The following is a 24,783-nucleotide window of genomic DNA, read 5'->3' on the forward strand; positions in this document are numbered from 1 at the left end:
GGCTCCCCGGATCAGATTAAGGCAGCAGAGTCATTACGCGCGCCAAGGCACCCCGGTTTGCGGCCATCAAGCAATGCCCCGCCTCACCCATGGCCTGTCGCTGCGCGGGATCCGCCAGCAGCGTCGCCAGTTCTGCCATCAGGGTGTCGGCGTTGTCACACTGACGCAAGGCGCCCAGTTCACGCGCTGTTTTGGCCGCCTCGGCAAAGTTGAAACACGACGGCCCCATCAGCACGGGCAAACCCTGCGCGCAGGGTTCGATCAGGCTCTGGCCGCCCACATCCACCAGACTGCCACCCACAAAGGCAACATCGGCTGCCGCATAGTAGGCTGTCATCTCACCCATGCTGTCGCCCAGCATCACCAGAATCTCCGCCGGCAAGGGTGCATCCGCAGGCCAGGCACTGCGCCGCATGAACGGCAGGCCCGCCGCATCCAGCATGCCCGCCAGCTCATCAAAGCGCTGCGGATGCCGTGGCACCAGCAACAGCAAGGTATCCGGCGGCAACGCTGCTTTGCTGAGCGCCGCCAGCAACATCGCCTCTTCGCCCTCCCGCGTGCTGGCCGCCACCCAGACCGGACGCGAGCCGAACAAGGTACGCCAATGGCGGCCTCGGGCCTGCATGGCGGCATCGACTTCAAAATCAAACTTGATGTTGCCGGCAACCAGCGGCGAAGGCGCGCCCAGTTCATGCAGACGATCAGCATCGGCCTGCGCTTGCGCCGCCACACCGCTCAACGTACGCAATGCCGGCGCAAGCAGGCCGCGTACTCGCCGATAGCCCTGCCAGGATCGCGCCGACAGACGCGCGTTGACGAGATAGACCGGCACGCCTTGCGCGCTGGCCTCCAGCAGGAGGGTGGGCCACAGCTCCATTTCCAGCAGCACACCGAAGGCCGGACGATAGTGGCGCAGGAAGCGCCTTACGGCGCCGGGCAGGTCGTAGGGGAGATACGCCAGCAGCACCTCATCACCCAGCAGGGTGCGAGCGGTATCCCGGCCTGTGGGCGTCATCTGCGTGAGCAGGATGCGATGCCCCGGATGGCGCTGCTGCAGTGCGCGAATCAGTGGCAGGGCAGCACGCGTCTCGCCCACCGAGACGGCGTGCAGCCAGATCAACGGGGCACCTTGGTGCGGCGGGTAAATACCCAGACGCTCCGTCCAGTGGCGCCGATAGGCGGGCTGCTGGCGGCCTCGCCGCCAAAGGTAGACAAACGCCAAGGGCAAAGCCAGCCACCAGGCCAATCGGTACAGCAGACGCCAGAGCATGGCCATATCAGCCTTTGGCCGCCAAAGCCGCCTCAACAACTGCGCGTACGACCTCGAAAGAAGGTGGCTGCTGTACGCCCCCCAGGCTTTGCGAAAAGGTTCGCGCACGGGCACCGGCATGATGCGGATCGGAGTCCACAAAAATCCCTACGGTGGGGGTATCCACAGCTGCGGCCAAGTGCATCAGGCCGGTATCTACGCCGATGGCAGCGCGCGCATCGGCCAAGAGACGTGCCGCATCCACCAAGGAAAAGCGCGGCGCCACGATGCTGCCCGGCAAAGTCATGGCAATTCGCTCGGCGCGCTGGCGCTCAGCCTCACTGCCCCATGGAAACACCGGTTGCAAGCCCTGCGCCAACAGCCACTGGCCCAACGCAATCCAGTTGGGCTCCGCCCACAGCTTGGCGTCACGTGCGGTTGCTGTCAGGCAGACCACATAGGCGCCATGAGGTTGCCAGTCGAGGCGGCCGGGTAAGGGCTGAATGCCGTAGTCGAGCCCGCCCTCGGGCGCGTAACCCATCACACTGCCAGTGAGCTGGCGATTGCGTTCGATCACATGCACGGGCGGAATATCGAAGCGCCGGTCGTAGAACAGGGTGGCAAGCGGATCGCGTGCTGTCTTGCGGCTATAGCCGGCCAGTGCCGCGCCACTGAGTTTGCCGACCACGGCACTCTTGATCAGCCCCTGGCTATCAATCGCCACCTCGTAGCGCGCCGCCTGCAGGGCTTGCCGGAATGCCGACATCTCCGCACGCACAGCCGGCGCCCAAGGGCGTTTGCGCCAGCGGCGCAAAGCAATCGGCACCACCTTGGTGACACCGGGATGCAGACGGGCAAGACCAACGAATGCCTCCTCCACAACCCAATGCACATCGGCATCCGGGTAATGCGCCCGCAAATCGGTGACGGCAGGAAAGTTGTGGATGATGTCGCCCATCGACGACATGCGGATCAGGAGTATGCGAGGCATGGCTCGATTATAAGGCAGGGCGCAAGTACCGCCGCAGCTAGTCTAGAATCGCTGCCATGCAGCCACTCAGTCTTGTTCTCATCACCCATAATGCCGCCAGTCAGTTGCCCGCGTGCCTGACTTCCGCGCGCGACCTGGCCAACGATATCGTAGTTGTCGATTCGGGCAGCAACGATGAGACGGTCACCATCGCCCAAGCAGCGGGTGCACGTGTCACGCATCAACCCTTTCTGGGGTTCGGGCCGCAAAAGCGGCTCGCGGTCAGTCTGGCGCAGCACGACTGGGTACTCTGCCTCGACGCCGACGAGCGCCTCACGCCCGAGCTGGTCGCCAGCATTCGTCACACCCTGCAGAACCCGACCTACAGCGCCTACCGGTTTGCCCGACGCAACCGGTTTTTTGGCCGCTATCTCGCCCACGGGGAAGCCTACCCGGACTGGAACCTGCGCTTGTTTGACCGCCGTCAGGCGAACTGGAGCGAGGACGCCGTACACGAAAAAGTCGTCGCCCAGGGCGATGTCGGCACCGTAAACGGCGACCTGCTTCACGACTCGGCAGAAGACCTAGCCACCTATCTCGCCAAACAGAACCGCTATACCGACACCCAGGCCGACATGCTGTTTGCCGCCGGCAAGCGCGCCAGCATCGGCAAGCTGATCGGCTCACCACTGGCACGCTTCATCCGGTATTACATCGTTCGCCGCGGCTTCATGGATGGCAGCGCCGGCTTTGCGCACATCGCCATAGGCAGCTTCTTTGCCTTCGTGAAATACGCCAAGCTGATGGAGCGCTGGCGGCAAGCCGGGCGGCGCTGAAGCCATGACAGCACCAATGCAAAAAGCCCGGCATCAAGCCGGGCTTTTCTTTGTTCTGGTGGGGCGTCACAGATTCGAACTGTGGACCTACGGATTAAGAGTCCGCTGCTCTACCAACTGAGCTAACGCCCCGATATTCCTTATCGGAAGGTTCCCTGGTGGGTCGTGCGGGACTCGAACCTGCGACCAACGGATTAAAAGTCCGCTGCTCTACCAACTGAGCTAACGACCCTAGGGAGCCGCGCATTATAGCGTCGTTCTCTACGGTGTCAATGCCCCGAGCCCGCCAAGGCACATTTGGCTGCGCGCGTTAAACTAAGCGCAGTGAATGTCCCCTACCGGAGTACCAAGATGCGCATTTTGCACACGATGTTGCGAGTCGGCAACCTGGAGCAGTCAATTTCCTTCTACACCGAGGTGCTCGGCATGCAGCTGCTGCGCCGCTCGGACTATCCCGAAGGTCGCTTCACGCTGGCCTTTGTAGGGTTTCAGCCCGAGTCTGAGGGCGCCGTGATTGAACTGACGCACAACTGGGATACCGAGCGCTACGAACTGGGCGGTGGCTATGGCCATATCGCCATTGAGGTCGATGATGCCTACGCTGCCTGTGATGCAGTCCGCGCCCGTGGTGGCAAGGTTACGCGCGAGGCCGGGCCCATGAAGCACGGCACCACGGTGATTGCTTTCGTGGAAGACCCGGACGGTTACAAGATCGAGTTCATCCAGAAAAAGACGGTTGCTTGAGAAAAAAAGCGCCCCGTTGGGCGCTTTTTTCATGCGGTCTTCTGCGGTCATTTACTTTTTTTGGCGGGCTTTAATGTGGCGCGTTCTTTGGCCACCAGCTCGTTGACGACAACGAACAGCTTGTCTTCATTGCCAGTCTTGGTAACAGAGGTTTTGTACTTGCCGTTGACAATGAAGGTGGGCACGCCATCGACACGGTGATCCAGCGTCAGCTGGCGAGCCCGGGCCAGACCGGCCTGCGCACCGAACGAGCGATAGGCGTTCTCGAACTGTTCTCGCGGGATACCCTGTGCAGCCACCCACTCGAACAGTTTCACTTCGTCACGCAGCTCGATGCGGTCGCGCTGGATGGCATCGAAAGCGGCCGGCGTCAGCGCATTGAGTTTGCCCAGCATTTTCAGCGTGGCGAACAGACGGACATGGCCTTCCATATCACTGCGGCCGTTCCAGAGTACGTGCTCACGGCGGAATACCACATCCTTGCCCAGGGTTTTTTCCCAGGCTTGCACCTTGGGCTCCAGGTGATAGCAGTGAGGGCAGCCAAACCAGAAAAACTCGATGACCTCGATCTTGCCAGGCGCCTCGGTAGCTTGCGCCGCGGGCAGGTACTCAAAGTCAACGCCCGCTCTGGGTTCGGCTTGGCTGTTGAGGGCCAGCAATGCCAGGCCGGCGGCGAGCAGGCGGGCAAGCGTACGGGTAATGGCCATGTGGTTCTCCTGATCCTATTGGGTTAACTGGATTGGGGGCGGGCGTGCAATCGCGCAGGTCATTGTTTGATCAGCGCCGACTCCATCCCGTTGAGCTTGAGCTGGGTACGCAGGCGCTCAATATCGGCAGCGCTGGCCAGCGGGCCGATGCGCACACGGTGCAATACGCCTTTTTCGCCCACTTCGCTGGTCTGGATGCTGGCTTCCATGCCCATCAAGGCGAGCTTGGCCTTGAGGTTGTCGGCATCGGTTTCGTTCTGGAAGGCGCCCACTTGCAGGTAGCTTCCCTTGGCGGGCTCCACCGTGGCGGGCGGCACAGCATCGGCGGGTTTGGCCTTGGCCGGCGATTTCGGTTCCCCGCCCGGTTCGGGCAGCATGGTATAGAAGTCGAAACGCTTGGGTTCTTGCGCTGCGGTAGCGGGTGCTGTCGGCTTGGCCGCCCCGCCCGGCGTCAGGATTTCAGGTGGCGCATCAGGTCGGGCAGTGCTTGGCTGTGCCGGCGCAGCCCCTCCGGCCTTGCTGGCGAAGGGGTTGGGAATCCGGTTGATATACAACGCTGCCGCAACGGCAATGGCAATACCCAGACACAGACCGATAAACAGCCCGGTCAGCACCGATCCGCCGCTACCTCCCTTACCCCCCGAGGTAGAGCGTTTGCTGCCCTGCTTATAATCCTTGCTCATGATGCTCCCGAATCAGCGGCGCCGTACGCACCACGCGTGACGGCGCATTATAGCGATCCGGACTGAATCGTCGCTGACTAAGCGCTTGGTACTCGTGCCTAAGGTTGATGCCGCACGAAGGCTTGCCGTGGCCGTGCTCAGGCAAGCCAGGTGCCGTACCGACGGGAGACACGCGCTCACCGTACACGCCGGTCGGGACTGGAACCCCGGCACCTGCAGCATAAGTGGCTCACAACAGCAGGGGTCTGCAACTCGATCGACACAGGATGACGGCGATACCGCTGACCGGAACGTGACGCGCGAATATCCATGGATTAGGGGCGCCAAGGCAGTGAGCATGGGTATAATTCCCGTTCTATTCTGTCTTTTCGTGGAAACGCGTTCATGCAAGACGCATCGCCCAAGGCCTGGTCGGGCCGTTTTTCCGAGCCCGTGGCTGATCTGGTCAAGCGCTACACCGCTTCGGTGTTCTTCGACAAGCGCCTCGCCGAATTCGACATTCAGGGCTCGCTGGCCCATGCGCAGATGCTCAACAAGGTCGGCGTACTCAGCACCGACGACCTGAACGCGATCACGGGCGGGATGACCACCATCCTTACCGCCATCCGCGAAGGCCGCTTCGAGTGGTTGCTCGATCTCGAAGACGTGCACATGAACATCGAAAAGCGCCTGACCGACCTGATCGGCGATGCCGGCAAGCGTCTGCATACGGGGCGTTCGCGCAACGATCAGGTCGCCACCGATATCCGCCTATGGCTGCGCCACGAGATCGACGGCCTCTTGCTGCTGGTACAGGACCTGCAGGGCGCCCTGCTGGATCTGGCCGAAAGCAATGCCGAAACCGTGATGCCGGGCTTTACCCATATGCAGGTAGCCCAGCCGATCACCTTTGGCCACCATCTGCTGGCCTATGTGGAAATGCTGGCGCGCGATGCCGAACGCCTACGTGACGTGCGCCGTCGCGTCAACCGCTTGCCGCTGGGCTCGGCCGCGCTAGCCGGCACCAGCTACCCGATCGACCGTGAATTCGTAGCCCGCCAGCTGGGCTTTGACGAGGTTTGCTACAACTCGCTCGACGCCGTGAGCGATCGCGATTTCGCGATTGAATTCACCGCTGCCGCCGCGCTGATAATGACGCATATGTCGCGCCTCTCCGAAGAGCTGATCATCTGGATGACGCCGCGCTTCGGCTTCATCGACATGGCCGATCGCTACTGCACCGGCTCCAGCATCATGCCGCAGAAGAAAAACCCCGATGTGCCCGAGCTGGTGCGCGGCAAGACCGGCCGCGTCAACGGCCACCTGATGGCCTTGCTGACCCTGATGAAAGGCCAGCCACTGGCCTACAACAAGGACAACCAGGAAGACAAGGAACCGCTGTTCGACACGGTAGATACGCTGACCGCCACCTTGCGCATCGTCGCCGACATGATGCGCGGTGTGGTCGTGAAGCCCGAAGCCATGCGCCGTGCCGTGAAGCAGGGTTACGCCACCGCCACCGATCTGGCCGACTACCTGGTCAAGAAGGGCCTGGCCTTCCGTGATGCACATGAAGCCGTGGCCCAGGCTGTACGCTACGCTGGCGAGCAGAAGAAGGATCTGGCCGAACTGAGTCTGGTCGAGCTGGGCACTTTCTCGCCGTTGATCGGTCAGGATGTCTTCGCCGTGCTCACGCCCGAAGGCTCGCTCGCCAGCCGCGACCATATCGGCGGCACGGCACCCAATCAGGTACGCGCCGCGATTGCCCGCGCCCGTGCGCGTATCGCTGAAGCGTAAGCACCCAGAACCTCACACCGTTATTCGCGCCGGCCCACGCCGGCGCGTTCATTTCCAGCCCAGAGGATTGCCATGCACAGCAACCGCGCCTTCCCCGCCTACCGCCCGCGCCGCATGCGCCGCGATGAATTCAGCCGCCGCCTGATGCGCGAAAACGTGCTCACGGCCGATGACCTGATCTGGCCGGTGTTTGTGCTCGAAGGCGCAGGCCAGCGCGAGGAAGCCATTGCCTCCATGCCCGGCGTCAGCCGCGTGAGCTTGGAGACCCTGCTGCCACGCGCCGAAGAGGCGCTTGAACAGGGCATTCCGGCGCTGGCCCTGTTCCCGGTGATTACCGGCAACAAGACCGCCACGGGCGAAGCCGCCTACGACCCCGAAGGCCTGGTCCCTACCGTGGTGCGTGCACTCAAGTCACGCTTCCCTGAGCTGGGCATCATCACCGATGTCGCGCTGGACCCGTACACCAGCCATGGCCAGGATGGCCTCATCGATGCCAGCGGCTATGTGCTCAATGACGAAACCGTGGCTGTGCTGCAAAAGCAGGCACGCTGCCATGCCGAGGCCGGCGCTGACATCGTCGCCCCCAGTGACATGATGGATGGCCGCATCGGCGCCATCCGCACGGCACTGGATGCGGGCGGTCACATCCACACGCGCATCATGTCCTACGCCGCCAAGTACGCCTCCAGCTACTACGGCCCGTTCCGCGATGCGGTAGGTTCGGCCGGCAATCTGGGCAAGAGCAACAAGTACAACTACCAGATGGATCCGGCCAACAGCGACGAAGCGCTGCATGAGGTAGCGCTGGATCTGGCCGAAGGCGCCGATATGGTGATGGTGAAGCCGGGCCTGCCGTATCTGGATATCGTGCGCCGCGTGAAAGATGAGTTCCGCGCACCGACCTACGTGTATCAGGTGTCTGGCGAGTACGCGATGATCAAGGCTGCTGCCCAGAACGGCTGGCTCGATGAGCGCGCCGTGGCGCTTGAAGCCCTGCTGGCCATGAAGCGCGCCGGAGCCGACGGGGTACTGACCTACTTCGCCCCGCAGGCTGCGCGCTGGCTTAAAGGCTAGTTCCCGCTTGCGCGGGTTTCGCTGGCGCGCGGGGTGCCTATACTGCAACCGTCCCTGACCACGCTCGTGGTACGTCATCGCCATGCCGACTGCTGCACGCACTGTGACGCTCGCTGACGCGCCTGCTTTTTTGCGGGCGCGGGGTAGGCTGCTGGGCTGGATTGCGGTGGTGGCGCTGCTGGTGGCGAGTCTTTTTGGCTGGGAGCTGCGCCAGTCGTTTCGCGATGCACGTCTGGACTCGCAGCGCGATGCCAAGAATCTCGCCCTGTTGCTCAAGGAGCAGCTCGAAGGCGCGTTTCGCGAAACGGATCTGGTGCTCCGCGATCTTGCAGGCCGGGTAAGCCCGGCGCAACTCTCCCAGCTGGACTCCCTGCTCCCCGCACAGCGCAGTTCTCTTTTCAATCTCTTCGACGGCAAGCGTGCCACCTTGCCGCAAGCCGAGATGGTGGGCTTGGTATCCAGCGATGGCCTGTGGGCCATGGCGGATGGCAAACGTACGCTGGCAGACCCGATCCTGCGCGATCTTTTTGCCCAGCTCAGTGACAACCCCGGTCAGGAAATGGTGCTCTCACGGCCCGTTCGTCTGCGCGGCAACAATGAGCTCGGTTTCGTGATGGCCCGCCGGATAGCCTCAGACAACGGCAAGCTGGCCGGGCTGGTTTACGCGCTGGTCAGACTGGAGTACTACAGCCAGCTGGCACGCCGCCTGGATGCGGCGGAGAACAGCACATTCAACCTGATCGATAACGATATCGTGCTGGTGGCGCGCTATCCGGAACAGCCGGCCCGGATCGGACTGACGCTGCCACTGGCCGACCGGATCAGCGAATGGGTCAACGGTCGTTCCAGTGGCTACACCGTGTTCACCTCACCTACCGACGGGTTATTGCGGGGTTATCATTTTGAGCGGCTGGAGGGCTTTCCCTTCATCCTGCTGATCGGCCTGCCCGATCAGAACTACTTTGGCGACTGGTGGCGCAAGGCATCTGCCTATCTGGCCGCATTTGTCATGTTGATCTTGTTTGCCGTGGCGATGGCCTGGCGAGGCTGGCGGGAAAACCAGCTGACCCTGGCCGTGGAGCTGGGCGCAGCCCGGCTGCAGGAACAGGATGCGCACATCCTGCGCGCGCTGGATGCCATGTCTCGCCCGATTCTGCTGGTACGTGCCGACAGCGACATGATCCTCGCTGCCAATCATGCCGCTGGCGAGCTGGTCGGCAAGCCGGCCGCCGCGCTCGTCGGCCAGCCCCTGCCTTCGCTCTATGTTCGGCCGGAGCATCACGACAAGATCGTGGAGCAACTGGTCGAGCGACAGGCGGTGACTGACTACGAACTCAAGTTCCGGGCGGCCAACGGGGAGCCTCTCTGGGTCGGGCTGTCGGGCTCCGTCATCCAGTATCAGAACGGGCGGGCCTATTTCCTCAGCCTCATGGATATCAGCGAGCGCAAGGCCGCGCATGAAACGCTGTGGCGAAAAGCCACCATCGACCCCTTAACCGGCGTCGCCAACCGGGGCTACTTTCTGGAACGTGCGGAGCAGGAATGGCACAGGGCGCGCCGCTACGGCCACAAGCTGGGCATGCTGATGCTCGATATTGACTACTTCAAGCAGGTCAACGACACCTATGGCCATGATGTAGGCGACCAGGTGCTCCAGGGCTTCGTCTCGGTGGTCAAACGCAAGCTGCGCGACAGTGACCTGTTCGGCCGCCTCGGCGGTGAGGAGTTCGGCATCGTACTGATGGAGTACGATCGCAGCACCCTGACGGCAACCGCAGAACGCCTTCGTGCCGCCTTGGCCGAGCAGCCGCTGGTGCTCGCCGATGGGCAGATTCTGAACATCACGGTCAGCATAGGCTGCACGCTGGCCAGCAGCCACGACCTCCCGCTGGCAGTGCTGATGAAACAGGCGGATCAGGCGCTTTATGCTGCCAAGCATGGTGGCCGCAATAGTGTGATCTACTACGATCCGGCCAGCCCGGCCTTTCAGGCCGGCTGATGCCGCAACCGCTTGCTTGCCACCCCTGACTTCGCGAACCGACTGCCGTTATGGATTGCCGCCCCGGCTGCGCTGCCTGTTGCATCGCCCCCTCAATTTCCAGCCCCATACCGGGTATGCCTGACGGTAAACCCGCAGGGGTCCCCTGCGTACAACTCGATGCCCAGCTAGGCTGCAAACTGTTCGGACAAGCCGACCGTCCCGCCGTTTGCCTGAGCCTGATGCCACACCCGGAAATGTGCGGCCAGCATCGGGACGACGCGCTTCACTACCTAACCTGGCTGGAACGGGAAACCGGCAGCGGACGCCCCACGCTTACATGAAGCGCTGTACGTCGATCTTCCATTTGGTCGGGCTCTCGTGGCTGATGATCTTGTCGCTACCGGTCTTGCCGGTGGGGTTGGCCAGATCGATCTCGCTCGGTGGCAGATAACCCTTCTTGGTGTCGAACACGACTTTGACCTTGGGCTGCAGCAGGCTTTCCTCATTGTGCTCGACCACGATCCCGAGCCGGCCGCTTTCCAGCAGCACCAGCGTACCCACCGGGTAGATACCCACGCAGCGCATGAAGGCCTTCACCAAAGTGGGGTCGAAATGGTGCTTGCTCCACTCGAATATCTTGCGCAGCGCATCGGTGGGGGGCATGCCCTTGTGGTAACAACGATCGGCAGTGATCGCGTCATACACGTCCACAATCGCCGCCATTTTCGATAGCGTGCTGATGCCTTCCCCGGCGAGTTTTTCGGGATAACCGGAGCCATCCACGCGTTCATGGTGATGCAGGGTGATGTCCAGCGGTATGGGGCCGATACCCGGTGTCTTGAGAAGAATCTCGTAGCCGTCGCGCGGGTGCTTGCGGATGATCTCGAACTCCTCATCCGTGAGCCGGCCGGGCTTGTTGAGGATTTCATCGGGCACCAGCGCCTTGCCGGTATCGTGCAGCAGACCACCCAGTCCCGCCTGCCGAGTGGTTTCGGCATCCAGCCCCACCGAGCGGCAGAACGCCACCATGAAGGTACACACACTGACCGAGTGGAGAAAGGTGTACTCATCCTTGTTCTTGATGTGCATCAGCCCGATCAGCGCACCCGAGTTCCGCAGGATAGATTCGGTAATGCCCGCTACCACAGGCTCCACCGCCTCCATGTTCACCGCATTGCCCAGACGCACATCCGCCATCACATTGCGTACCAGATTGGCCGCTTGATTCTTGATGGCCTTGGCCCGGCCCATTTCCTCGGCCGTGGAAATCTTGATCTTCAGTGCCGGCTCGCTCTCCGCAATGGCGATCATCTCGGCCTGCAGGTCTTTCTGCACCTCGGCCTTGGTAGGAGCATCCGGCACGTCCAGCCCGCGCTCGGTATCGATATACACGTTGTGTATACCGCACTTGAGGATGGTGTCGATCTCCTGATCGGATTTGACCGGAAACGCCGAACGCATGAACGGATGCTGCGACCAGTCCGCATTCAGGTCATGGATATACATGCCTACGCGGAGTTCGGATGAGGGTATGTACTTGATCATCTGTCGTTGCCCCAAAAGCCGGTCTGCGCCGAGCTAGTCTCTTGTGTTCAGTCTAGTTCACGACCAGACCGACGCCGACGATCCAGTCTATATATTCTTGTCCCGCAGGCCACTACGCACCTGTCTGTTCACCCGCTTTATACTGCACGCCTTTCTCTGGCCTGGCTTGAAGATGGATTACCTGTTGCTGTTCAAGGCGCTGATCATGGGCGCAGTCGAGGGCGTGACCGAGTTCCTGCCCATCTCCAGTACCGGACACCTGATCCTGACAGGCCATCTGCTGGACTTCCTCGACAAGGAAAAGCGCGGGGTTTTTGAAATCTTCATTCAGCTGGGCGCGATTCTCGCGATTGCCTGGGAGTATCGGGCGCGGCTGATTCACGCCGTGGCCCACGCACGCGAGCCGGGGCCGGGTCGGCAGTTGCTCATCAATCTCGCCGTGGCGGCCATTCCGGCGCTGGCCGCCGGCAAACTGTTCGGCGAGCAGATCAAAGCCGTGCTCTTCAATCCGGTAGCGGTAGCCATCAGCTTCATTGTCGGTGGCATCATCATCCTGTGGGCCGAGAAGCGTACGCACACCGTTACCTTGGCGCAGCTTGACGATATGCGCCTGAGAGACGCCATCAAGGTCGGCCTCGCGCAGTGCCTCGCCCTGATCCCCGGCACATCGCGTTCCGGCGCCACCATCATCGGCGGGCTGCTATTCGGTCTGTCGCGGCGCGCCGCGACCGAGTTCTCGTTCCTGCTCGGCATTCCCATCTTGGGCACCGCCTCGCTGTATAGCCTGATCAAGCATCGCGATCTGCTCAACAGCAGCGATATCCCTGTGTTTGCCATGGGATTTGTCGCCAGCTTCATCTTTGCGCTCATCGCCGTGCGTGCACTCCTGCGCTTTGTGGCCAGCCACAGCTTTGTGGCCTTTGCCTGGTATCGCATTGGCTTCGGTGCCCTGGTGTTGCTGACCGCCTACACCGGCTGGGTAAACTGGTCCGCCTGAACCCAGCTTGGGCCACAAATCGCAGCAAAGACTTGACGCATCGCAACAAGCTCGCCATAATCCGGCCTCTCTGTCGCGGGATGGAGCAGTTGGCAGCTCGTCGGGCTCATAACCCGAAGGTCACAGGTTCGAGTCCTGTTCCCGCAACCAAGAACATCAAGGCCTCAGGCGCGCAAGCACCTGGGGCCTTTTCGTTTTGGGGCTTGCCGGAGGCAGACACCCGCCTAAGCGCGGTGTAACCGACGCGCTTTGACAATCTCGGCTGCTGGCGCTTAGATATTCGCCGGGTCACCTCGATGTGGCCCGGTGTCCATCATCACCACAATACGCCAGAGACGGAGTGACCCCGATGAAACCCTTTGCCTTGATGGCCGCAGCCTTGGCTGCGCTATGCCTGCAGGCTGCCGACCTGCCCAAGGTCAGCATCGGTCGCGTGGAGCGGCTCGCTGATTTTCCATCACGCCACGTAGACCCGCGCCATGTCGATGTGTGGCTCCCGGATGGCTACAGCCCCGACAAGCGCTATCGCGTGCTCTATATGCACGACGGGCAGATGCTGTTCGATGCCGACAGCACCTGGAACAAGCAGGAGTGGGGCGTGGATGAAGTCGCCGGCGCCTTGCTGCGCGAAGGGCGATTGCATGACCTGATCGTGGTGGGTATCTGGAACAATGGCCCGCTTCGCCACAGCGAGTACTTCCCGGAAAAGACCCTGGCCACGGTGCCAGCACCGCTGCGCCAGACCCTGATCGATCAGGCACTGGGCGGCAAACCGCGGTCCGATGCCTATCTGCGTTTCCTCGTCGAGGAACTCAAGCCGGTCATTGACCGCAAGTACGCGACCCGGCCCGAGCGGGATGCCACGTACATCATGGGTTCCAGCATGGGCGGCATCATTTCGCTTTACGCCATCAGCGAGTACCCGGCGGTATTCGGGGCGGCGGCATGCCTGTCCACGCACTGGATCGGCACCCGTTCAGCCAATGCCAGCCTGCCGCTCGCGGTCTTCAATTATCTGGCCCAAAACCTGCCGGACCCCAAGACACACCGCTTGTATCTTGACCGCGGCAATCAGGGACTGGACGCGCTCTACGGCCCGGCGCAAACATTTGCCGACGAGCTGATCCGCGAGCGCGGCTACACCGAGGCCAACTGGCAGACTCGGGTGTTTGCCGAAGCCGACCACACCGAGCGGGACTGGCGCGCCAGGCTGGCGATTCCGCTGACCTTCCTGGCCGGCAAGCCCACTAACTGACCACAACGCGTGCTGGGCCTTCATCCAGGCGGCCCAGCTCGGCAGCGTGGGCAAATCCTGCTTCACGAAATGCCGCCAGCACCGTCGGCACGGCTGCCGCGTTACAACTGACCAGCAATCCGCCCGAGGTCTGCGCATCGGCCAGCAGGCTTTGCTGCCAGGTGGCGATCTGCGATCCGAAGTCGATATCGGTACCAAAGCTGGCCAGATTGCGTTCGATGGCGCCCGGGCCGATGCCTTGGCGAGCGAAGGCCACCGCCGCATCCAGCAGCGGGACACTGGCCATGTCGAGGTGGGCGCTCAAGCCGCTGCCCCGGCACATTTCCAGCAAATGGCCCAGCAAGCCAAAGCCGGTGACATCGGTCATGGCATGCACCCCGGGAAGTTGCGCAAGGGTGCTGCCCACGGCATTGAGCTGCGTGGTAGTGGCCAGCAGCGCCGAATAGCCGGCCTCATCCAGCAGTCCCTTCTTCATGGCTGTACCCAGGACACCCACGCCCAGCGGCTTGCCCAGCACCAGATAGTCACCCGCCCGTGCATCACAATTGCGTTTGAGATGGGCTGGATTCACCAAACCCACGACCGCCAGGCCATAGATCGGCTCAGGTGCGTCGATGGAGTGCCCACCCGCAATGGGGAAACCCGCCGCCTGCGCCACGGCTGCACCGCCAGCCAGAATCCGCTGGATAACCTCGATGGGTAGCTGGTTCACGGGCATGCCCACAATCGCCAGTGCCATCAATGGCGTGCCGCCCATGGCATAGATGTCGGACACCGCATTCGTGGCGGCAATGCGGCCAAAGTCGAACGGATCGTCGACGATGGGCATGAAGAAGTCGGTGGTGGCCACCACGGCCTGCTCGGCGTTGATCTGGTAAACCGCCGCATCGTCAGCCGTCTCGGTGCCGACCAGCAGCTGCGGGAATGCCTGTGCCGCGGGCAACTGTGCCAGCATTTCGGCCAGCACGGCCGGTGCAATTTTGCAGCCGCATCCGCCACCGTGGGACAATTGGGTCAGTCGAACCGACATGGGACTACCTCTTGAAAGACCAGCTTGCGACGCTAGCAGAGCGCACCCGCTTTGACGAGATCATCGACGTGCGCACGCCGGCCGAGTTCGCCGACGATCATATTCCCGGTGCCCTCAATGCCCCGGTGCTCAGCAATGAGGAACGCGTCGTCGTCGGCACGCTGTACAAGCAGGACCCGTTTGCCGCCACACGCATGGGCGCCGCCATGGTCGCGCGTAATCTGGCGCAGCATCTCGATAACCTGTTTGCCGACCGGCCGCCGCAGTGGCGCCCGCTGATCTACTGCTGGCGCGGCGGCAAACGCTCTGGCGCGATGACCGCGTGGATGAACCTGATCGGCTGGCGCGCGCGGCAACTGGAGGGCGGCTACAAGGCCTATCGCCAATGGGTGCTGGATGCTCTGCTCACCGAACCTGCACGGCACCAGTGGGTGGTGCTCAGCGGTCTCACCGGCACAGGCAAGACCCGTTTGCTGCAGGCGCTGGCGGAGCAGGGCGCCCAAGTGCTCGATCTCGAAGCACTGGCCTGTCATCGGGGCTCGCTGCTCGGAGCATGGCCGACGCAGGCGCAGCCGGGGCAGAAACGCTTTGACAGCCTGCTGGTGGGCCAACTGACGACGCTGGATCCTGGCCGCCCCGTCTTTGTGGAAGCCGAGAGCAAGCGTGTCGGCCAGGTTCACCTGCCGAAAACGCTGATGACGGCCATGCAGCAGGGCCGCCTGATCGAGATCACCGCCAGCCAGCCGGCCCGGCTGGCTTATCTGTGCCAGGAATATGCTCACTGGTTCGATGAACCTGCGCTATTCAAGCAGCAGCTGGCCCGGCTTACCGAACTGCAGGGCAAGGACACTATCCATCGCTGGCAACAGCTGGTGGATGCGCGCGCCATCGACGAACTCTTTGCCGAGCTGCTTCAGTTGCACTACGACCCCGCCTACCGGCGCAGCAACCCCACGCGCCACCGCCAGGCCGAACACCGGCTGGAGATTGATCCCGGTCACGCCCTTGATGATGCAGCACGGTCGCTGCTGAACACGCTGGGCGAGGCGCCAAGCCATTAGTGCGCGCCGGCAATGCTGGTGTATCGTGGACCATCAACACCACAAAAAATCAGGAGGCATCATGCGTACCCCCCTTATTCTCGCCACGCTTGTCGCAGCGGCCACCGTACAGGCCGCCGACACCCCGGCGCCGGCCAGCCCGCCGCCGCAATGGCAACATGCCATTCCGGTCAGCGTCATCGTGGGTGCCGATGTGGCCAGCGGTCTCAATGCACAAGCCTTTCCCGACAGCCTGCTGCTGGAGGTCAAGCAGCTGGGCAAGCTGCGGCCGGCGGTAACCGGCGCCGCCCAATGCGTCGTGGATGCCGAGGCCTGGGCCTCGCTGGCTTCGGAGCGGATCTCGGTCAAACCACGCCGCGTCCGCTGCTTTGACAGCAATGGTCAGGAACTGGCCAGTCGCGCCGTGGCTGGCTACGCCGTCGATAGCGATGCCCGCACCGGTGTGCGTGGCAAGCTCATCTGGAGCGCCACCGCCAAGGAACTGTTGTTGCTGGGTGTCGGCGCGCAAGCCAAGCAGAACTTTCTGGTCCGCACCTTCAAGTCGGCACTGGGCCGGGCCTCGATGGGGCTGACGGACAATCTGGCCGACGATATGGGCGAGAAGAAGCTCAATGTCAGCGGCGACGCCGTGCGCGAAGTACGCAATATCGAAACCCTGCTGCCCGCCATCCAGATCGAAGCCGGGCAGGAGTTCAATCTGATATTGCACAGCAGCAACTAGCCCGTGCCCCACAACGCCGCCGTGCTTGCCCGCCGCAGTGTCGGCCCCTAGACTCGCGGCCCATCCGCCCCACTTACTGCAGCAGAAGGACTTTTCCCATGGCCGCGCCCCAGTATGACGAATCCTCGGTCAAGGTGCTCAAAGGGCTCGAACCGGTCAAGCACCGGCCGGGCATGTACACCCGCACGGAAAATCCGCTGCATATCGTGCAGGAAGTGATCGATAACGCCGCTGACGAGGCGCTGGCCAACTACGCCAGCAATATCGATGTGGTGATGTATCAGGATGGCTCGATCAGTGTCAGCGACAACGGCCGGGGCATTCCAGTGGGCATCCATCCCGAGATGGGCGTACCCACGGTAGAAGTCGTGTTCACCCAGCTGCATGCGGGCGGCAAGTTCAACAAAAAGGATGGTGGCGCCTACAGCTTTTCGGGCGGTCTGCACGGCGTGGGCGTCAGCGTCACCAATGCGCTGTCCACGCGGCTGGAAGTTCGCGTCAAGCGCGATGGTTTCGAGCACGCGCTGGCTTTTGGCGACGGCTTCGTGATCGAGCCCCTGGTGCAGATCGGTACTGTAGGCAAAAAGAACACCGGCACTACCGTGCGCTGCTGGCCCGATCCCAAGTATTTTGATTCGCCAACCTTCCCGCTGGGTGAACTCACCCACATCCTGCGCTCCAAGGCCGTGTTGCTACCCGGCGTCACCGTGACCCTCACGATCGAGCGCAAGGATGGCAGCCAGGACACGCAAACCTGGCACTACCCCGATGGTCTGGCGGGCTATCTCAACGAGCAGCTTGCCGATCAGGATCTGCTGGTACCGCTGTTCCGTGGCGAGCGTTACCTCACCGAGGCCAGCGAAAACTACTCGGCGGGCGAGGGGGCGGCCTGGGTCATCACCTGGTCTGAAGAAGGCAGCATTGCCCGCGAGAGCTATGTGAACCTGATTCCCACACCCTCGGGTGGCACCCACGAAACCGGCCTGCGCGACGGCGTGTTCAATGCCGTGAAGAACTTCATCGATCACCACAACCTGCTGCCCAAGGGGGTAAAGCTGCTGCCCGAGGATTTGTTCGCGCGCGCCAGCTTCGTGCTCTCCGCCAAGGTGCTGGACCCGCAGTTCCAGGGCCAGACCAAGGAGCGACTATCGAGCCGCGACGCGCTGCGCCTTGTCTCCAACCAGGTGCGCGACCCCTTCGAGCTTTGGCTCAACGAGCACCTGGATTACGGCAAGAAGCTGGCCGAGCTGGCGATCCGCCAAGCCCAGAGCCGCATGAAGGCGGCCAAGACCGTGATCAAGAAGCGCAGCAGCGGCGTGGCCGTGCTGCCCGGCAAGCTGACCGACTGCACCAGCGATGATGTCGCCCGCCGCGAGCTGTTCCTGGTTGAGGGTGACTCGGCTGGCGGCAGCGCCAAGCAAGGGCGCGACAAGGATTTCCAGGCCATCCTGCCGCTGCGCGGCAAGGTGCTCAACAGCTGGGAAGTGGATCAGGGCGAGCTGTTCGGCAATAACGAAATCCACGATATTGCCGTCGCCATCGGCGTGGATCCGCACACCATCGACAAACCTGCCGACCTCAGCGGCCTGCGCTACGGCAAGCTGCTGATCATGTCCGATGCCGATGTGGACGGCTCGCACATCCAGGTGCTGCTGCTGACGCTGTTCTGCCGCCACTTCCCGCTGCTGGTGAAGAACGGCCACATCCATATCGCCCAGCCACCGCTGTACCGCATCGACGTGCCCGGCAGCGGCAAGAACAAACCGCCGCGCAAGTTCTATGCACTCGACGACGGCGAACAGGAAGCCATCCTCGACAAGCTGCGACTGGAGAAGGTGCGTGAAGGCAGCTGGAGCATCAGCCGCTTCAAGGGTCTGGGCGAAATGAACGCCGAACAGTTGTTCGAGACGACCATGAACCCCGATACCCGCCGCACCCTGCAGGTCGATTTCGATGCGATTGAAGACGACACCCGCCGCATCATGACCATGCTGATGGGCAAGGGCGAGGCCAGCTCAAGGCGTGCCTGGCTCGAAGAAAACGGCAATCTCGCCGAGGGCGATATCTAACGGCCGGGCGATGCCGGCACGCTGACCGGTGGCGAGGCTGGCCCGTAAGCCGCCTCCCAGGCCGCCAGCGCCTTGCGGTACTCCGCCAGGTCCTCGTCATACATATCCCAGACGCAGGGGACACAGCCACTCTTGCAGCACAGGTTATCGTCCGGCGGGATAGGCCGCTGGGGCGGTGCGGGTACATCTGTCATACGGCGGCCTCGTCCAGCAGTTCGCGCACCTCGTCCGAATCGGCAGCCGCCTCGATACGCGTACAGAGTTTATCGAGCAGGCGCAGATCGCTTTGCAGGATGATGCGCTTGACGTTCAGCAACTGGGCCGGGTGCATGGAGAAGCGCCGCAAACCCAGCGCCAGCAAGAGGCGTGTCAAGCGTGCATCGCCGGCCATTTCGCCACACACCGATACCGGTACGCCGGCATGGTTGGCCGTGCGGATCACATGGCCGATCAGATGCAGCACGGCCGGGTGGAAGGGATCGTAGAGGTGGCTGACGCTATCGTCGCCGCGGTCCACGGCCAGCGTGTACTGGATCAGGTCGTTGGTGCCGATCGAGATGAAATCGAGCTTCTTGATCAGATGCCCCACCGTGAGCGCGGCGCCGGGCACTTCGATCATGCCGCCCACTTCCACATCGGCCGCAAAGGGCAGGCCATCATCGCGCAGGCTTTCCTTGGCCTGTTCCACATGGAACAAGACCTGGTTCACCTCGGCCAGATTCGCCAGCATGGGCACCAGCAAACGCAGCTTGCCATGCAGGCCGGCGCGCAGCAGAGCGCGTAGCTGGGTGCGGAAGATATGCGGCTCGGCCAGACACAGGCGCACGCCCGTCAAACCCAGTGCAGGGTTAGGTGCGGCAGTGACGTCTTCCTCGGCCCATTTGGGCATCTTGTCGCGGCCCAGGTCCACGGTGCGGATAGTAACGGGCTGGTCCTTCATGCCTTGCAGCACCGCGGTGTAGGCCGCGCACTGCTCATCCTCGCTGGGCAGGTCGTCGCGGCCCAGAAACAGGAACTCGGAGCGATACAGACCCACACCTGCCGCGCCATTACCCAGGGCATGGCTGACATCGTCCGGGCTCTCGATATTGGCGTGCAACTCGATGGCCGTACCATCCAGGGTGATGGCGGCGGTCTTCTTGATGCTCTGCAGCTTCTTGCGTTCAGCAGCGAGGCCCTGCTTGCGCTTGCGGTACTCAACCAGAATGGTTTCGCTGGGCTCGATGATGACCACGCCCGCCGTACCATCCACAATCAGCCATTCATCCTCGCGGATCAGCTGGCGGGCATTGTGCAGCGCCAGCACCGAGGGGATATCCAGACTGCGCGCCAGAATCGCCGTATGCGAAGTCGGCCCGCCCACATCGGTCAGGAAGGCCGCAAAGTCCGCGCTCTTGAACAGGGCCATATCGGCCGGGCTCAGATCATGCGCAATCAGGATGCGCTCGCGGCTGTCCTCCGGGGCCACATACTGCGTGCCACCCTTGCCGGCCAAGGCCTTGAAGAGGCGCTCGACCACCTGGATCACATCGTTGCGACGCTCGCGCAGGTATTCCTCTTCGATCACATCGAACTGTTCGAGCAGGCGATCCTGCTGCAGCTTGAGCGCCCATTCGGCGTTGCACAGCTGCTCGCTGATGATGTCACGCGGCTCACGGCTGATGGTGTGGTCGTTGAGCAGCATCACGTGCAGGCTCAAAAAGGCGCCCAGCTCGGTCGGTGCGTTCTCGGGGATGCTGCCCCACAGCTGTTCCAGCTCTTTGCGCGTGGTTTTGACCGCGGCATCAAAACGAGCGAGTTCTGCCGCGACCTCGGCGGGTTCGATCTCGTAGTGCGCGACTTCGAGATCGGTATGGCTGACCAGGTGGGCGCGGCCGATGGCGATGCCGCCACCGATGCCGATCCCGTGCAGGGCAATGGTCATGCGGCCGGCCTCATTCGGATTCGTCGAAACGGTTGGCGATCAGCGCGGTGATTTCCTGCATCGCGGTTTCTTCATCGGCACCGGTGATCTCGATCTGCACGCGGCTGCCTTTGGCTGCGGCCAGCATCATCACGCCCATGATGCTCTTGGCGTTGACGCGCTTGCCGTTGCGCGTTAGCCAGACCTCAGACTGGAAGCGGCTGGCCAGCTGGGTGAGCTTGCTCGATGCACGGGCATGCAGGCCCAGCTTGTTGATGATCTCGACTTCCTGCTGAACCATGACTCAACCCTCGTGATTGGATTCGCGGCTGGGCGGCAGCATGTACATCACGCCCTCCAAGCCGCCAGTAACGGCCTTGCCGACGACCACGTCGAGCGCCTGTTCGCTGTAATTGAGTGTACGCACCAGCATGGGCAGATTGACGCCAGCGACGGCCTCGACCTTGCCTGCATGCACCAGGCGGTAAGCCACATTCGATGGGGTGCCGCCGTAAATATCGGACAGCACCAGCACGCCGGCCCCGGTATCGAGTTCATTAACCAGTGCCTGCGCGCGGCCCAGCACCACATCGGGATCATCCGAGCGATAGACGGGCAGATAGCGCAGCTGCGGCAAGGGGCGGCCCAGCACATGCGCAGCGCACTCGGCGAGACTTTCGCCGAGGCCGTAGTGCGTGACCAACAGAATTCCTACCATGGCAAAACCAGACGATGTATGCGTAGTGGTCGATTCTATCAGCGCTGCCCGACCGCTTGCTCAAGCGCATCAACAAACAGCCCTGCCACATTGATGCCCGACTGCGCGGTGATTTCCTGAAAACAGGTCGGGCTCGTCACATTGACCTCGGTCAGGTTCTCGCCAATCACGTCCAGACCCACCAACAGCAAACCATCGGCGACCAGTTGCGGCCCCAGCGTCTCGGCAATCTCGCGGTCACGCGCACTTAATGGCCTTGCCACACCTGTACCGCCCGCGGCCAGATTACCGCGCGTTTCGCCCTGCTTGGGGATGCGCGCCAGACACCAGTCCACCGGTTTACCGGCAATCACCAGCACGCGCTTGTCACCGTCCACAATCGCCGGCAGATAGCGCTGCACCATCACGGTGACCGCACCGTTGAGCGTCTGGGTTTCGAGGATGGCGCCGATGTTGGGGTCGTCTTCACGCAGGCGGAAAATGCCCGCGCCACCCATGCCATCAAGCGGCTTGAGGATCACATCGTGGTGTTCGGCCAGAAAGGTACGGATCGCGTCGGACTGGCTCGTCACCAGCGTCGGCGTGGTGAACTGGGCAAAGCGCAGGATGGCCAGCTTTTCGTTGTAGTCGCGCAGGGCGCGCGGCTTGTTGAATACACGAGCACCGTTGCGTTCGGCGTGTTCGAGCAGATGGGTCGCGTACAGGTATTCGCTGTCGAACGGTGGGTCCTTGCGCATGATTACCGCATCGAAACTCGCCAGATCACGCGTTTCGGTGGCGCTGATCCGATACCAGTCGTCGGCATCGCCGGTCAGGGTGATCGTCTGCACATCGGCCAGCACCCTGCCGGCGACCACGCGCATATCGCGCTGCTCGAAGGCATAGAGCACGTGGCCGCGGCTGGCGGCCTCGCGCATCATCGCAAAAGTGGAATCTTTGTAGGTCTTGAAGCTGGAGAGCGGGTCGGCAAGAAAAGCGATATGCATGGGTATACAGACAATCAGGGCGGGCTCGCAGGCCCGCCCGGGTTAGGGAAATCGGCCAAGGCCGGTCAGATCAAGTCGTCCAGCCCTTCGCACGATGCCCGTGCATGGTCGAGATCGGCCACGAACTTGGCGGGATCGAGGCCCAGCTTGTCGAGTAGCTTGGCGGGCAAGAGTTCGGCGATTTCGGCATTGCTGAGCCCCACATCGAACTGTGCGGCAATCAGGTTGGCCAGCGCCACGAGGCCTGCATAGGGTTCGAACGGCTCGTGGGCCGCAGGGTTCTGGTGTTGGGTGATGGCACGTGAAATCTCGGTGGGGAATTGCCAGCGACGCGCCAGCTCACCGCCTACGGTCGCCAAGTCCACACCCAGCACCATGTTCTCGACCTGCACGCGATCGGTGCCGGCTACGACCATCTTGTCGATCTTGCTCATTTCGCCGGGGGCGGCGATATGGATCAGCAACTCACCGATATTGTGGAGCAAGCCGCAGGTGTAGGCGGTATTGCCATCAAAGCCGCCGAGCTTGGCCGCCCAGCGGGCCAGATTGCCAGTCTTGAAGCTCTTGAGCCAGAACACCTTGCGATCAAAGCCGGGGCTGTCCACGCTCATGCCCGACATGCCCGAGGACACCACCAGCAAACGCAGGTTATCGAAGCCCATGCGGACCACGGCGTCATCAATGCTCTTTACGGCTTTGCCGCCGCTCATCTTCGCGCTATTGGCCAGCCGCAGCACCTTGGCGGACAGCACTTGATCGTGCGACACCTGTTCGACAACCTGGTCGACATTGGTGTCCGATCGCTCGAAGCTCGCCAGCAGCTCCTGCACTACCTTGGGCACCATGGGCATGCGGCCCGATGCTTTGTCGAAGATTTCTTCCAGGGTCATGGCCTAGCTCCTCTTGTCGGTATGGGGAAACCGGTACGGCGCGTCCGCACGGGGACGGGAGACCTGCTGATGCCGCACCTGGATTCAGCATAGACGGGCTGGCAACTTCGGCCAGTGGATTCCCGTCGCAGCAAACACCAGACAAACGGGTTCAGACAGCCAGACTCAGCTCCGCATGCGCCGATTCGGTCGTCTCCAGCTCACGCGAGGCCGCCAGCAGCGCCAGACGCGCGACCACACCATAGGCGTAGAAACGGTTCGGGGCGCAATCGGGGCTACCGTCGCAATCGGGGGTGGTCAGCGGGGTATCAAAGGCCAGCGGCTGAAAGAACGCACCGGGGGCGTTGAGGTTTTCGTCGGCGCCGCGTTCGGTGTGCACGCGGTAGAAACCACCGACGACAAAGCGGTCGATCATGTACACCACCGGTTCGGCCACGGAGTCTTCAATCGTTTCAAAGGTCGGCACGCCTTCCTGCACGATCACGTCGCTGACTTCGAGGCCTTCCTTGACCACGGCCATCTTGTTGCGCTGCTTGCGGTTAAGGCCGATCACTTCCTCGGCCGATTTCACGCTCATCACACCCATGCCGTAGGTACCGGCATCGGCTTTCACAATCGCATACGGTTCGGCATCGATACCCAGATCGCGGTACTTGGCGGCTGTCAGGCCCAGGATGCGCTCGACCTCCGCAGCGAGCCGCTCTTCGCCTTCGCGGGTCTGGAAATCCAGACCGCTGACCTGGCCGAAGTAGGGGTTGATGTACCACGGGTCGATACCCAGCAAATCGGCAAACTCGGCGGCCACACCGTCGTACTCGCGGAAATGGTGAGTCTTGCGGCGCACGCACCAGCCCGCGTGCAGCGGCGGCAGCAAGGCCTGGTCGATACCGCGCAAAATCGCGGGAATGCCGGCCGAGAGATCGTTGTTGAGGAGCACCACGCAAGGATCGAACCCCGCCACGCCCACACGGCGACCGTTGCGCACAATGGGTTCAAGCGTGAGCTGCGCACCATTGGGCAGAGCAAAGCTGGTCGGCTCGGTGATCTCGGGGTTCAGCGAACCCAGGCGCACGTTCAGACCGGCCAGTTTGAGGATGCGCGCCAGTGCGGCGACGTTCTGCAGGTAGTACTGATTGCGCGTGTGGTTCTCGGGAATCAGCAGCAACTTGCGTGCATCGGGACAGATCTTCTCCAGCGCGCTCTGCACGGCCTGAACGCACAGCGGGGTGAAATCGGGGTTCAGATTATTGAAGCCACCGGGGAACAGATTCATGTCCACCGGCGCGAGCTTGTAGCCCGAGTTGCGCAAATCCACCGAGCCATATACGGGCGGCGCGTGTTCGAGCCACTGGCTGCGGAACCAGGCTTCGATTTCACATTGCGACTGGAGCATCTTGCGCTCCAGATCGAGCAGCGGGCCGGTCAGGGCAGTGGCAAGGCGGGGAACATGCATGGCGGAACCTGTCTGGTAGGTGGGTGGAGCGCCCGGATTGCAGGATAGTCGATTCTCCCCGGCATTCCTGACAGGCCGATGGCAGGGTAGGCCTCGGCCACATGCCGCTGGGCGGCATCTGGCTTAGATAGGGCT

The 24,783-nt window shown here is 62.5% G+C and carries 24 protein-coding genes and 3 tRNA genes; 12 read left to right on the top strand and 15 right to left on the bottom strand.

The features are described from left to right. Window positions 1-16 precede the first annotated feature (16 nt). Together waaA and waaC are read right to left on the bottom strand one after the other, a co-directional pair. Window positions 17-1,270, bottom strand: a complete 1,254-nt coding sequence (gene waaA / locus O9X62_RS04280; RefSeq protein WP_269531526.1) for a lipid IV(A) 3-deoxy-D-manno-octulosonic acid transferase — start codon at window positions 1,268-1,270, stop codon at window positions 17-19. Between the two features lie 7 nt (window positions 1,271-1,277). Continuing rightward, complete coding sequence (gene waaC / locus O9X62_RS04285; RefSeq protein WP_269531527.1) at window positions 1,278-2,240, bottom strand: lipopolysaccharide heptosyltransferase I; 963 nt, start codon at window positions 2,238-2,240, stop codon at window positions 1,278-1,280. Window positions 2,241-2,296: 56 nt separating this feature from the next. Here waaC and O9X62_RS04290 point away from each other — a divergent pair, with 56 nt between their 5' ends. Next, a complete protein-coding gene (locus tag O9X62_RS04290; RefSeq protein ID WP_269531528.1) occupies window positions 2,297-3,055 on the top strand; it encodes a glycosyltransferase family 2 protein in 759 nt (252 codons plus the stop codon). Window positions 3,056-3,111: 56 nt separating this feature from the next. On the opposite strand, the gene O9X62_RS04295 is transcribed toward O9X62_RS04290, so the two are convergent. Together O9X62_RS04295 and O9X62_RS04300 are read right to left on the bottom strand one after the other, a co-directional pair. After that, window positions 3,112-3,187 (bottom strand) — tRNA-Lys (locus tag O9X62_RS04295). A gap of 24 nt (window positions 3,188-3,211) precedes the next feature. Continuing rightward, window positions 3,212-3,287, bottom strand: a tRNA-Lys gene (locus O9X62_RS04300). Between the two features lie 119 nt (window positions 3,288-3,406). Between O9X62_RS04300 and gloA the strand changes: the two genes are divergently transcribed. Next, the gene (gene gloA, locus O9X62_RS04305; RefSeq protein ID WP_269531529.1) at window positions 3,407-3,799 is read left to right on the top strand and encodes a lactoylglutathione lyase; all 393 of its coding nucleotides are present in this window, start codon (window positions 3,407-3,409) and stop codon (window positions 3,797-3,799) included. A gap of 47 nt (window positions 3,800-3,846) precedes the next feature. Here the strand turns inward: gloA and O9X62_RS04310 are convergent, their stop codons facing one another. Beyond that, complete coding sequence (locus tag O9X62_RS04310) at window positions 3,847-4,506, bottom strand: thiol:disulfide interchange protein DsbA/DsbL (protein WP_269531530.1); 660 nt, start codon at window positions 4,504-4,506, stop codon at window positions 3,847-3,849. 59 nt (window positions 4,507-4,565) lie between these two features. After that, window positions 4,566-5,189, bottom strand: coding sequence for an SPOR domain-containing protein (locus tag O9X62_RS04315; protein WP_269531531.1), 624 nt, complete (start codon window positions 5,187-5,189; stop codon window positions 4,566-4,568). Between the two features lie 384 nt (window positions 5,190-5,573). Between O9X62_RS04315 and argH the strand changes: the two genes are divergently transcribed. From argH to O9X62_RS16025, 4 genes are all read left to right on the top strand, one after another. Next, window positions 5,574-6,965, top strand: a complete 1,392-nt coding sequence (argH, locus tag O9X62_RS04320; RefSeq protein ID WP_269531532.1) for an argininosuccinate lyase — start codon at window positions 5,574-5,576, stop codon at window positions 6,963-6,965. 72 nt (window positions 6,966-7,037) lie between these two features. Then, window positions 7,038-8,039 carry a porphobilinogen synthase gene (gene hemB / locus O9X62_RS04325; RefSeq protein WP_269531533.1) on the top strand — a complete coding sequence of 334 codons (1,002 nt, stop codon included), beginning with the start codon at window positions 7,038-7,040 and terminating at the stop codon, window positions 8,037-8,039. Between the two features lie 82 nt (window positions 8,040-8,121). Beyond that, window positions 8,122-10,038: a diguanylate cyclase gene (locus O9X62_RS04330; protein ID WP_269531534.1), complete on the top strand. Its 1,917-nt coding sequence runs from the start codon at window positions 8,122-8,124 to the stop codon at window positions 10,036-10,038. A 50-nt stretch (window positions 10,039-10,088) separates the two neighbouring features. Next, on the top strand, window positions 10,089-10,361 hold the full coding sequence (locus tag O9X62_RS16025) for a YkgJ family cysteine cluster protein (protein ID WP_269531535.1): 273 nt from the start codon (window positions 10,089-10,091) through the stop codon (window positions 10,359-10,361). On the opposite strand, the gene O9X62_RS04340 is transcribed toward O9X62_RS16025, so the two are convergent. After that, on the bottom strand, window positions 10,354-11,565 hold the full coding sequence (locus tag O9X62_RS04340; RefSeq protein WP_269531536.1) for an HD-GYP domain-containing protein: 1,212 nt from the start codon (window positions 11,563-11,565) through the stop codon (window positions 10,354-10,356). The two genes, O9X62_RS16025 and O9X62_RS04340, sit on opposite strands and share 8 nt — an antisense overlap. 172 nt (window positions 11,566-11,737) lie before the next feature. On the opposite strand from O9X62_RS04340, the gene O9X62_RS04345 reads away from it, so the two are divergent. The 3 genes from O9X62_RS04345 to O9X62_RS04355 all read left to right on the top strand — a co-directional run bounded on the left by O9X62_RS04345 (window position 11,738) and on the right by O9X62_RS04355 (window position 13,817). Next, window positions 11,738-12,562 carry an undecaprenyl-diphosphate phosphatase gene (locus O9X62_RS04345; RefSeq protein ID WP_269531537.1) on the top strand — a complete coding sequence of 275 codons (825 nt, stop codon included), beginning with the start codon at window positions 11,738-11,740 and terminating at the stop codon, window positions 12,560-12,562. 74 nt (window positions 12,563-12,636) lie between these two features. Then, window positions 12,637-12,712 (top strand) — tRNA-Met (locus tag O9X62_RS04350). A gap of 199 nt (window positions 12,713-12,911) precedes the next feature. Continuing rightward, a complete protein-coding gene (locus O9X62_RS04355) occupies window positions 12,912-13,817 on the top strand; it encodes an alpha/beta hydrolase (protein WP_269531538.1) in 906 nt (301 codons plus the stop codon). Here O9X62_RS04355 and selD read toward each other — a convergent pair. Then, the gene (gene selD, locus O9X62_RS04360) at window positions 13,810-14,847 is read right to left on the bottom strand and encodes a selenide, water dikinase SelD (RefSeq protein WP_269531539.1); all 1,038 of its coding nucleotides are present in this window, start codon (window positions 14,845-14,847) and stop codon (window positions 13,810-13,812) included. The genes O9X62_RS04355 and selD overlap by 8 nt on opposite strands. A gap of 11 nt (window positions 14,848-14,858) precedes the next feature. Between selD and mnmH the strand changes: the two genes are divergently transcribed. The 3 genes from mnmH to parE all read left to right on the top strand — a co-directional run bounded on the left by mnmH (window position 14,859) and on the right by parE (window position 18,698). Then, window positions 14,859-15,908 carry a tRNA 2-selenouridine(34) synthase MnmH gene (gene mnmH / locus O9X62_RS04365; RefSeq protein ID WP_269531540.1) on the top strand — a complete coding sequence of 350 codons (1,050 nt, stop codon included), beginning with the start codon at window positions 14,859-14,861 and terminating at the stop codon, window positions 15,906-15,908. A gap of 61 nt (window positions 15,909-15,969) precedes the next feature. Continuing rightward, window positions 15,970-16,629, top strand: a complete 660-nt coding sequence (locus tag O9X62_RS04370) for a hypothetical protein (protein ID WP_269531541.1) — start codon at window positions 15,970-15,972, stop codon at window positions 16,627-16,629. A 98-nt stretch (window positions 16,630-16,727) separates the two neighbouring features. Continuing rightward, entirely contained in the window at window positions 16,728-18,698 is a 1,971-nt protein-coding gene (gene parE, locus O9X62_RS04375) for a DNA topoisomerase IV subunit B (protein ID WP_269531542.1), read from the top strand. On the opposite strand, the gene O9X62_RS04380 is transcribed toward parE, so the two are convergent. The 7 genes from O9X62_RS04380 to gshA all read right to left on the bottom strand — a co-directional run bounded on the left by O9X62_RS04380 (window position 18,695) and on the right by gshA (window position 24,648). Beyond that, window positions 18,695-18,892, bottom strand: coding sequence for an oxidoreductase-like domain-containing protein (locus tag O9X62_RS04380; protein WP_269531543.1), 198 nt, complete (start codon window positions 18,890-18,892; stop codon window positions 18,695-18,697). The genes parE and O9X62_RS04380 overlap by 4 nt on opposite strands. Continuing rightward, window positions 18,889-20,622, bottom strand: coding sequence for a phosphoenolpyruvate--protein phosphotransferase (ptsP, locus tag O9X62_RS04385; protein WP_269531544.1), 1,734 nt, complete (start codon window positions 20,620-20,622; stop codon window positions 18,889-18,891). Before ptsP ends, O9X62_RS04380 begins: the two co-directional genes overlap by 4 nt. A gap of 10 nt (window positions 20,623-20,632) precedes the next feature. Next, window positions 20,633-20,902 (bottom strand): HPr family phosphocarrier protein, encoded by a 270-nt coding sequence (locus O9X62_RS04390; RefSeq protein WP_269531545.1) that lies wholly within the window; start codon window positions 20,900-20,902, stop codon window positions 20,633-20,635. A gap of 3 nt (window positions 20,903-20,905) precedes the next feature. Beyond that, window positions 20,906-21,319 carry a PTS sugar transporter subunit IIA gene (locus O9X62_RS04395; protein WP_269531546.1) on the bottom strand — a complete coding sequence of 138 codons (414 nt, stop codon included), beginning with the start codon at window positions 21,317-21,319 and terminating at the stop codon, window positions 20,906-20,908. Window positions 21,320-21,357: 38 nt separating this feature from the next. Further along, window positions 21,358-22,305 carry a glutathione synthase gene (gene gshB / locus O9X62_RS04400; RefSeq protein ID WP_269531547.1) on the bottom strand — a complete coding sequence of 316 codons (948 nt, stop codon included), beginning with the start codon at window positions 22,303-22,305 and terminating at the stop codon, window positions 21,358-21,360. A gap of 65 nt (window positions 22,306-22,370) precedes the next feature. Further along, window positions 22,371-23,195: an HDOD domain-containing protein gene (locus tag O9X62_RS04405; protein ID WP_269531548.1), complete on the bottom strand. Its 825-nt coding sequence runs from the start codon at window positions 23,193-23,195 to the stop codon at window positions 22,371-22,373. A 151-nt stretch (window positions 23,196-23,346) separates the two neighbouring features. Further along, window positions 23,347-24,648 carry a glutamate--cysteine ligase gene (gene gshA / locus O9X62_RS04410; RefSeq protein WP_269531549.1) on the bottom strand — a complete coding sequence of 434 codons (1,302 nt, stop codon included), beginning with the start codon at window positions 24,646-24,648 and terminating at the stop codon, window positions 23,347-23,349. Window positions 24,649-24,783 lie beyond the last annotated feature (135 nt).

The sequence above is a fragment of the Chitinimonas sp. BJYL2 genome, assembly GCF_027257935.1.
Taxonomy (GTDB): domain Bacteria; phylum Pseudomonadota; class Gammaproteobacteria; order Burkholderiales; family Chitinimonadaceae; genus Chitinimonas.

Excerpts from the sequence above, each read along its gene's own strand:
- waaA (WP_269531526.1), bottom strand. The coding sequence starts at position 1,270 with ATGCTCTGGCGTCTGCTGTACCGATTGGCCTGGTGGCTGGCTTTGCCC.
- waaC (WP_269531527.1), bottom strand. The coding sequence starts at position 2,240 with ATGCCTCGCATACTCCTGATCCGCATGTCGTCGATGGGCGACATCATC.
- O9X62_RS04290 (WP_269531528.1), top strand. The coding sequence starts at position 2,297 with ATGCAGCCACTCAGTCTTGTTCTCATCACCCATAATGCCGCCAGTCAG.
- gloA (WP_269531529.1), top strand. The coding sequence starts at position 3,407 with ATGCGCATTTTGCACACGATGTTGCGAGTCGGCAACCTGGAGCAGTCA.
- O9X62_RS04310 (WP_269531530.1), bottom strand. The coding sequence starts at position 4,506 with ATGGCCATTACCCGTACGCTTGCCCGCCTGCTCGCCGCCGGCCTGGCA.
- O9X62_RS04315 (WP_269531531.1), bottom strand. The coding sequence starts at position 5,189 with ATGAGCAAGGATTATAAGCAGGGCAGCAAACGCTCTACCTCGGGGGGT.
- argH (WP_269531532.1), top strand. The coding sequence starts at position 5,574 with ATGCAAGACGCATCGCCCAAGGCCTGGTCGGGCCGTTTTTCCGAGCCC.
- hemB (WP_269531533.1), top strand. The coding sequence starts at position 7,038 with ATGCACAGCAACCGCGCCTTCCCCGCCTACCGCCCGCGCCGCATGCGC.
- O9X62_RS04330 (WP_269531534.1), top strand. The coding sequence starts at position 8,122 with ATGCCGACTGCTGCACGCACTGTGACGCTCGCTGACGCGCCTGCTTTT.
- O9X62_RS16025 (WP_269531535.1), top strand. The coding sequence starts at position 10,089 with ATGGATTGCCGCCCCGGCTGCGCTGCCTGTTGCATCGCCCCCTCAATT.
- O9X62_RS04340 (WP_269531536.1), bottom strand. The coding sequence starts at position 11,565 with ATGATCAAGTACATACCCTCATCCGAACTCCGCGTAGGCATGTATATC.
- O9X62_RS04345 (WP_269531537.1), top strand. The coding sequence starts at position 11,738 with ATGGATTACCTGTTGCTGTTCAAGGCGCTGATCATGGGCGCAGTCGAG.
- O9X62_RS04355 (WP_269531538.1), top strand. The coding sequence starts at position 12,912 with ATGAAACCCTTTGCCTTGATGGCCGCAGCCTTGGCTGCGCTATGCCTG.
- selD (WP_269531539.1), bottom strand. The coding sequence starts at position 14,847 with ATGTCGGTTCGACTGACCCAATTGTCCCACGGTGGCGGATGCGGCTGC.
- O9X62_RS04370 (WP_269531541.1), top strand. The coding sequence starts at position 15,970 with ATGCGTACCCCCCTTATTCTCGCCACGCTTGTCGCAGCGGCCACCGTA.
- parE (WP_269531542.1), top strand. The coding sequence starts at position 16,728 with ATGGCCGCGCCCCAGTATGACGAATCCTCGGTCAAGGTGCTCAAAGGG.
- O9X62_RS04380 (WP_269531543.1), bottom strand. The coding sequence starts at position 18,892 with ATGACAGATGTACCCGCACCGCCCCAGCGGCCTATCCCGCCGGACGAT.
- ptsP (WP_269531544.1), bottom strand. The coding sequence starts at position 20,622 with ATGACCATTGCCCTGCACGGGATCGGCATCGGTGGCGGCATCGCCATC.
- O9X62_RS04390 (WP_269531545.1), bottom strand. The coding sequence starts at position 20,902 with ATGGTTCAGCAGGAAGTCGAGATCATCAACAAGCTGGGCCTGCATGCC.
- O9X62_RS04395 (WP_269531546.1), bottom strand. The coding sequence starts at position 21,319 with ATGGTAGGAATTCTGTTGGTCACGCACTACGGCCTCGGCGAAAGTCTC.
- gshB (WP_269531547.1), bottom strand. The coding sequence starts at position 22,305 with ATGCATATCGCTTTTCTTGCCGACCCGCTCTCCAGCTTCAAGACCTAC.
- O9X62_RS04405 (WP_269531548.1), bottom strand. The coding sequence starts at position 23,195 with ATGACCCTGGAAGAAATCTTCGACAAAGCATCGGGCCGCATGCCCATG.
- gshA (WP_269531549.1), bottom strand. The coding sequence starts at position 24,648 with ATGCATGTTCCCCGCCTTGCCACTGCCCTGACCGGCCCGCTGCTCGAT.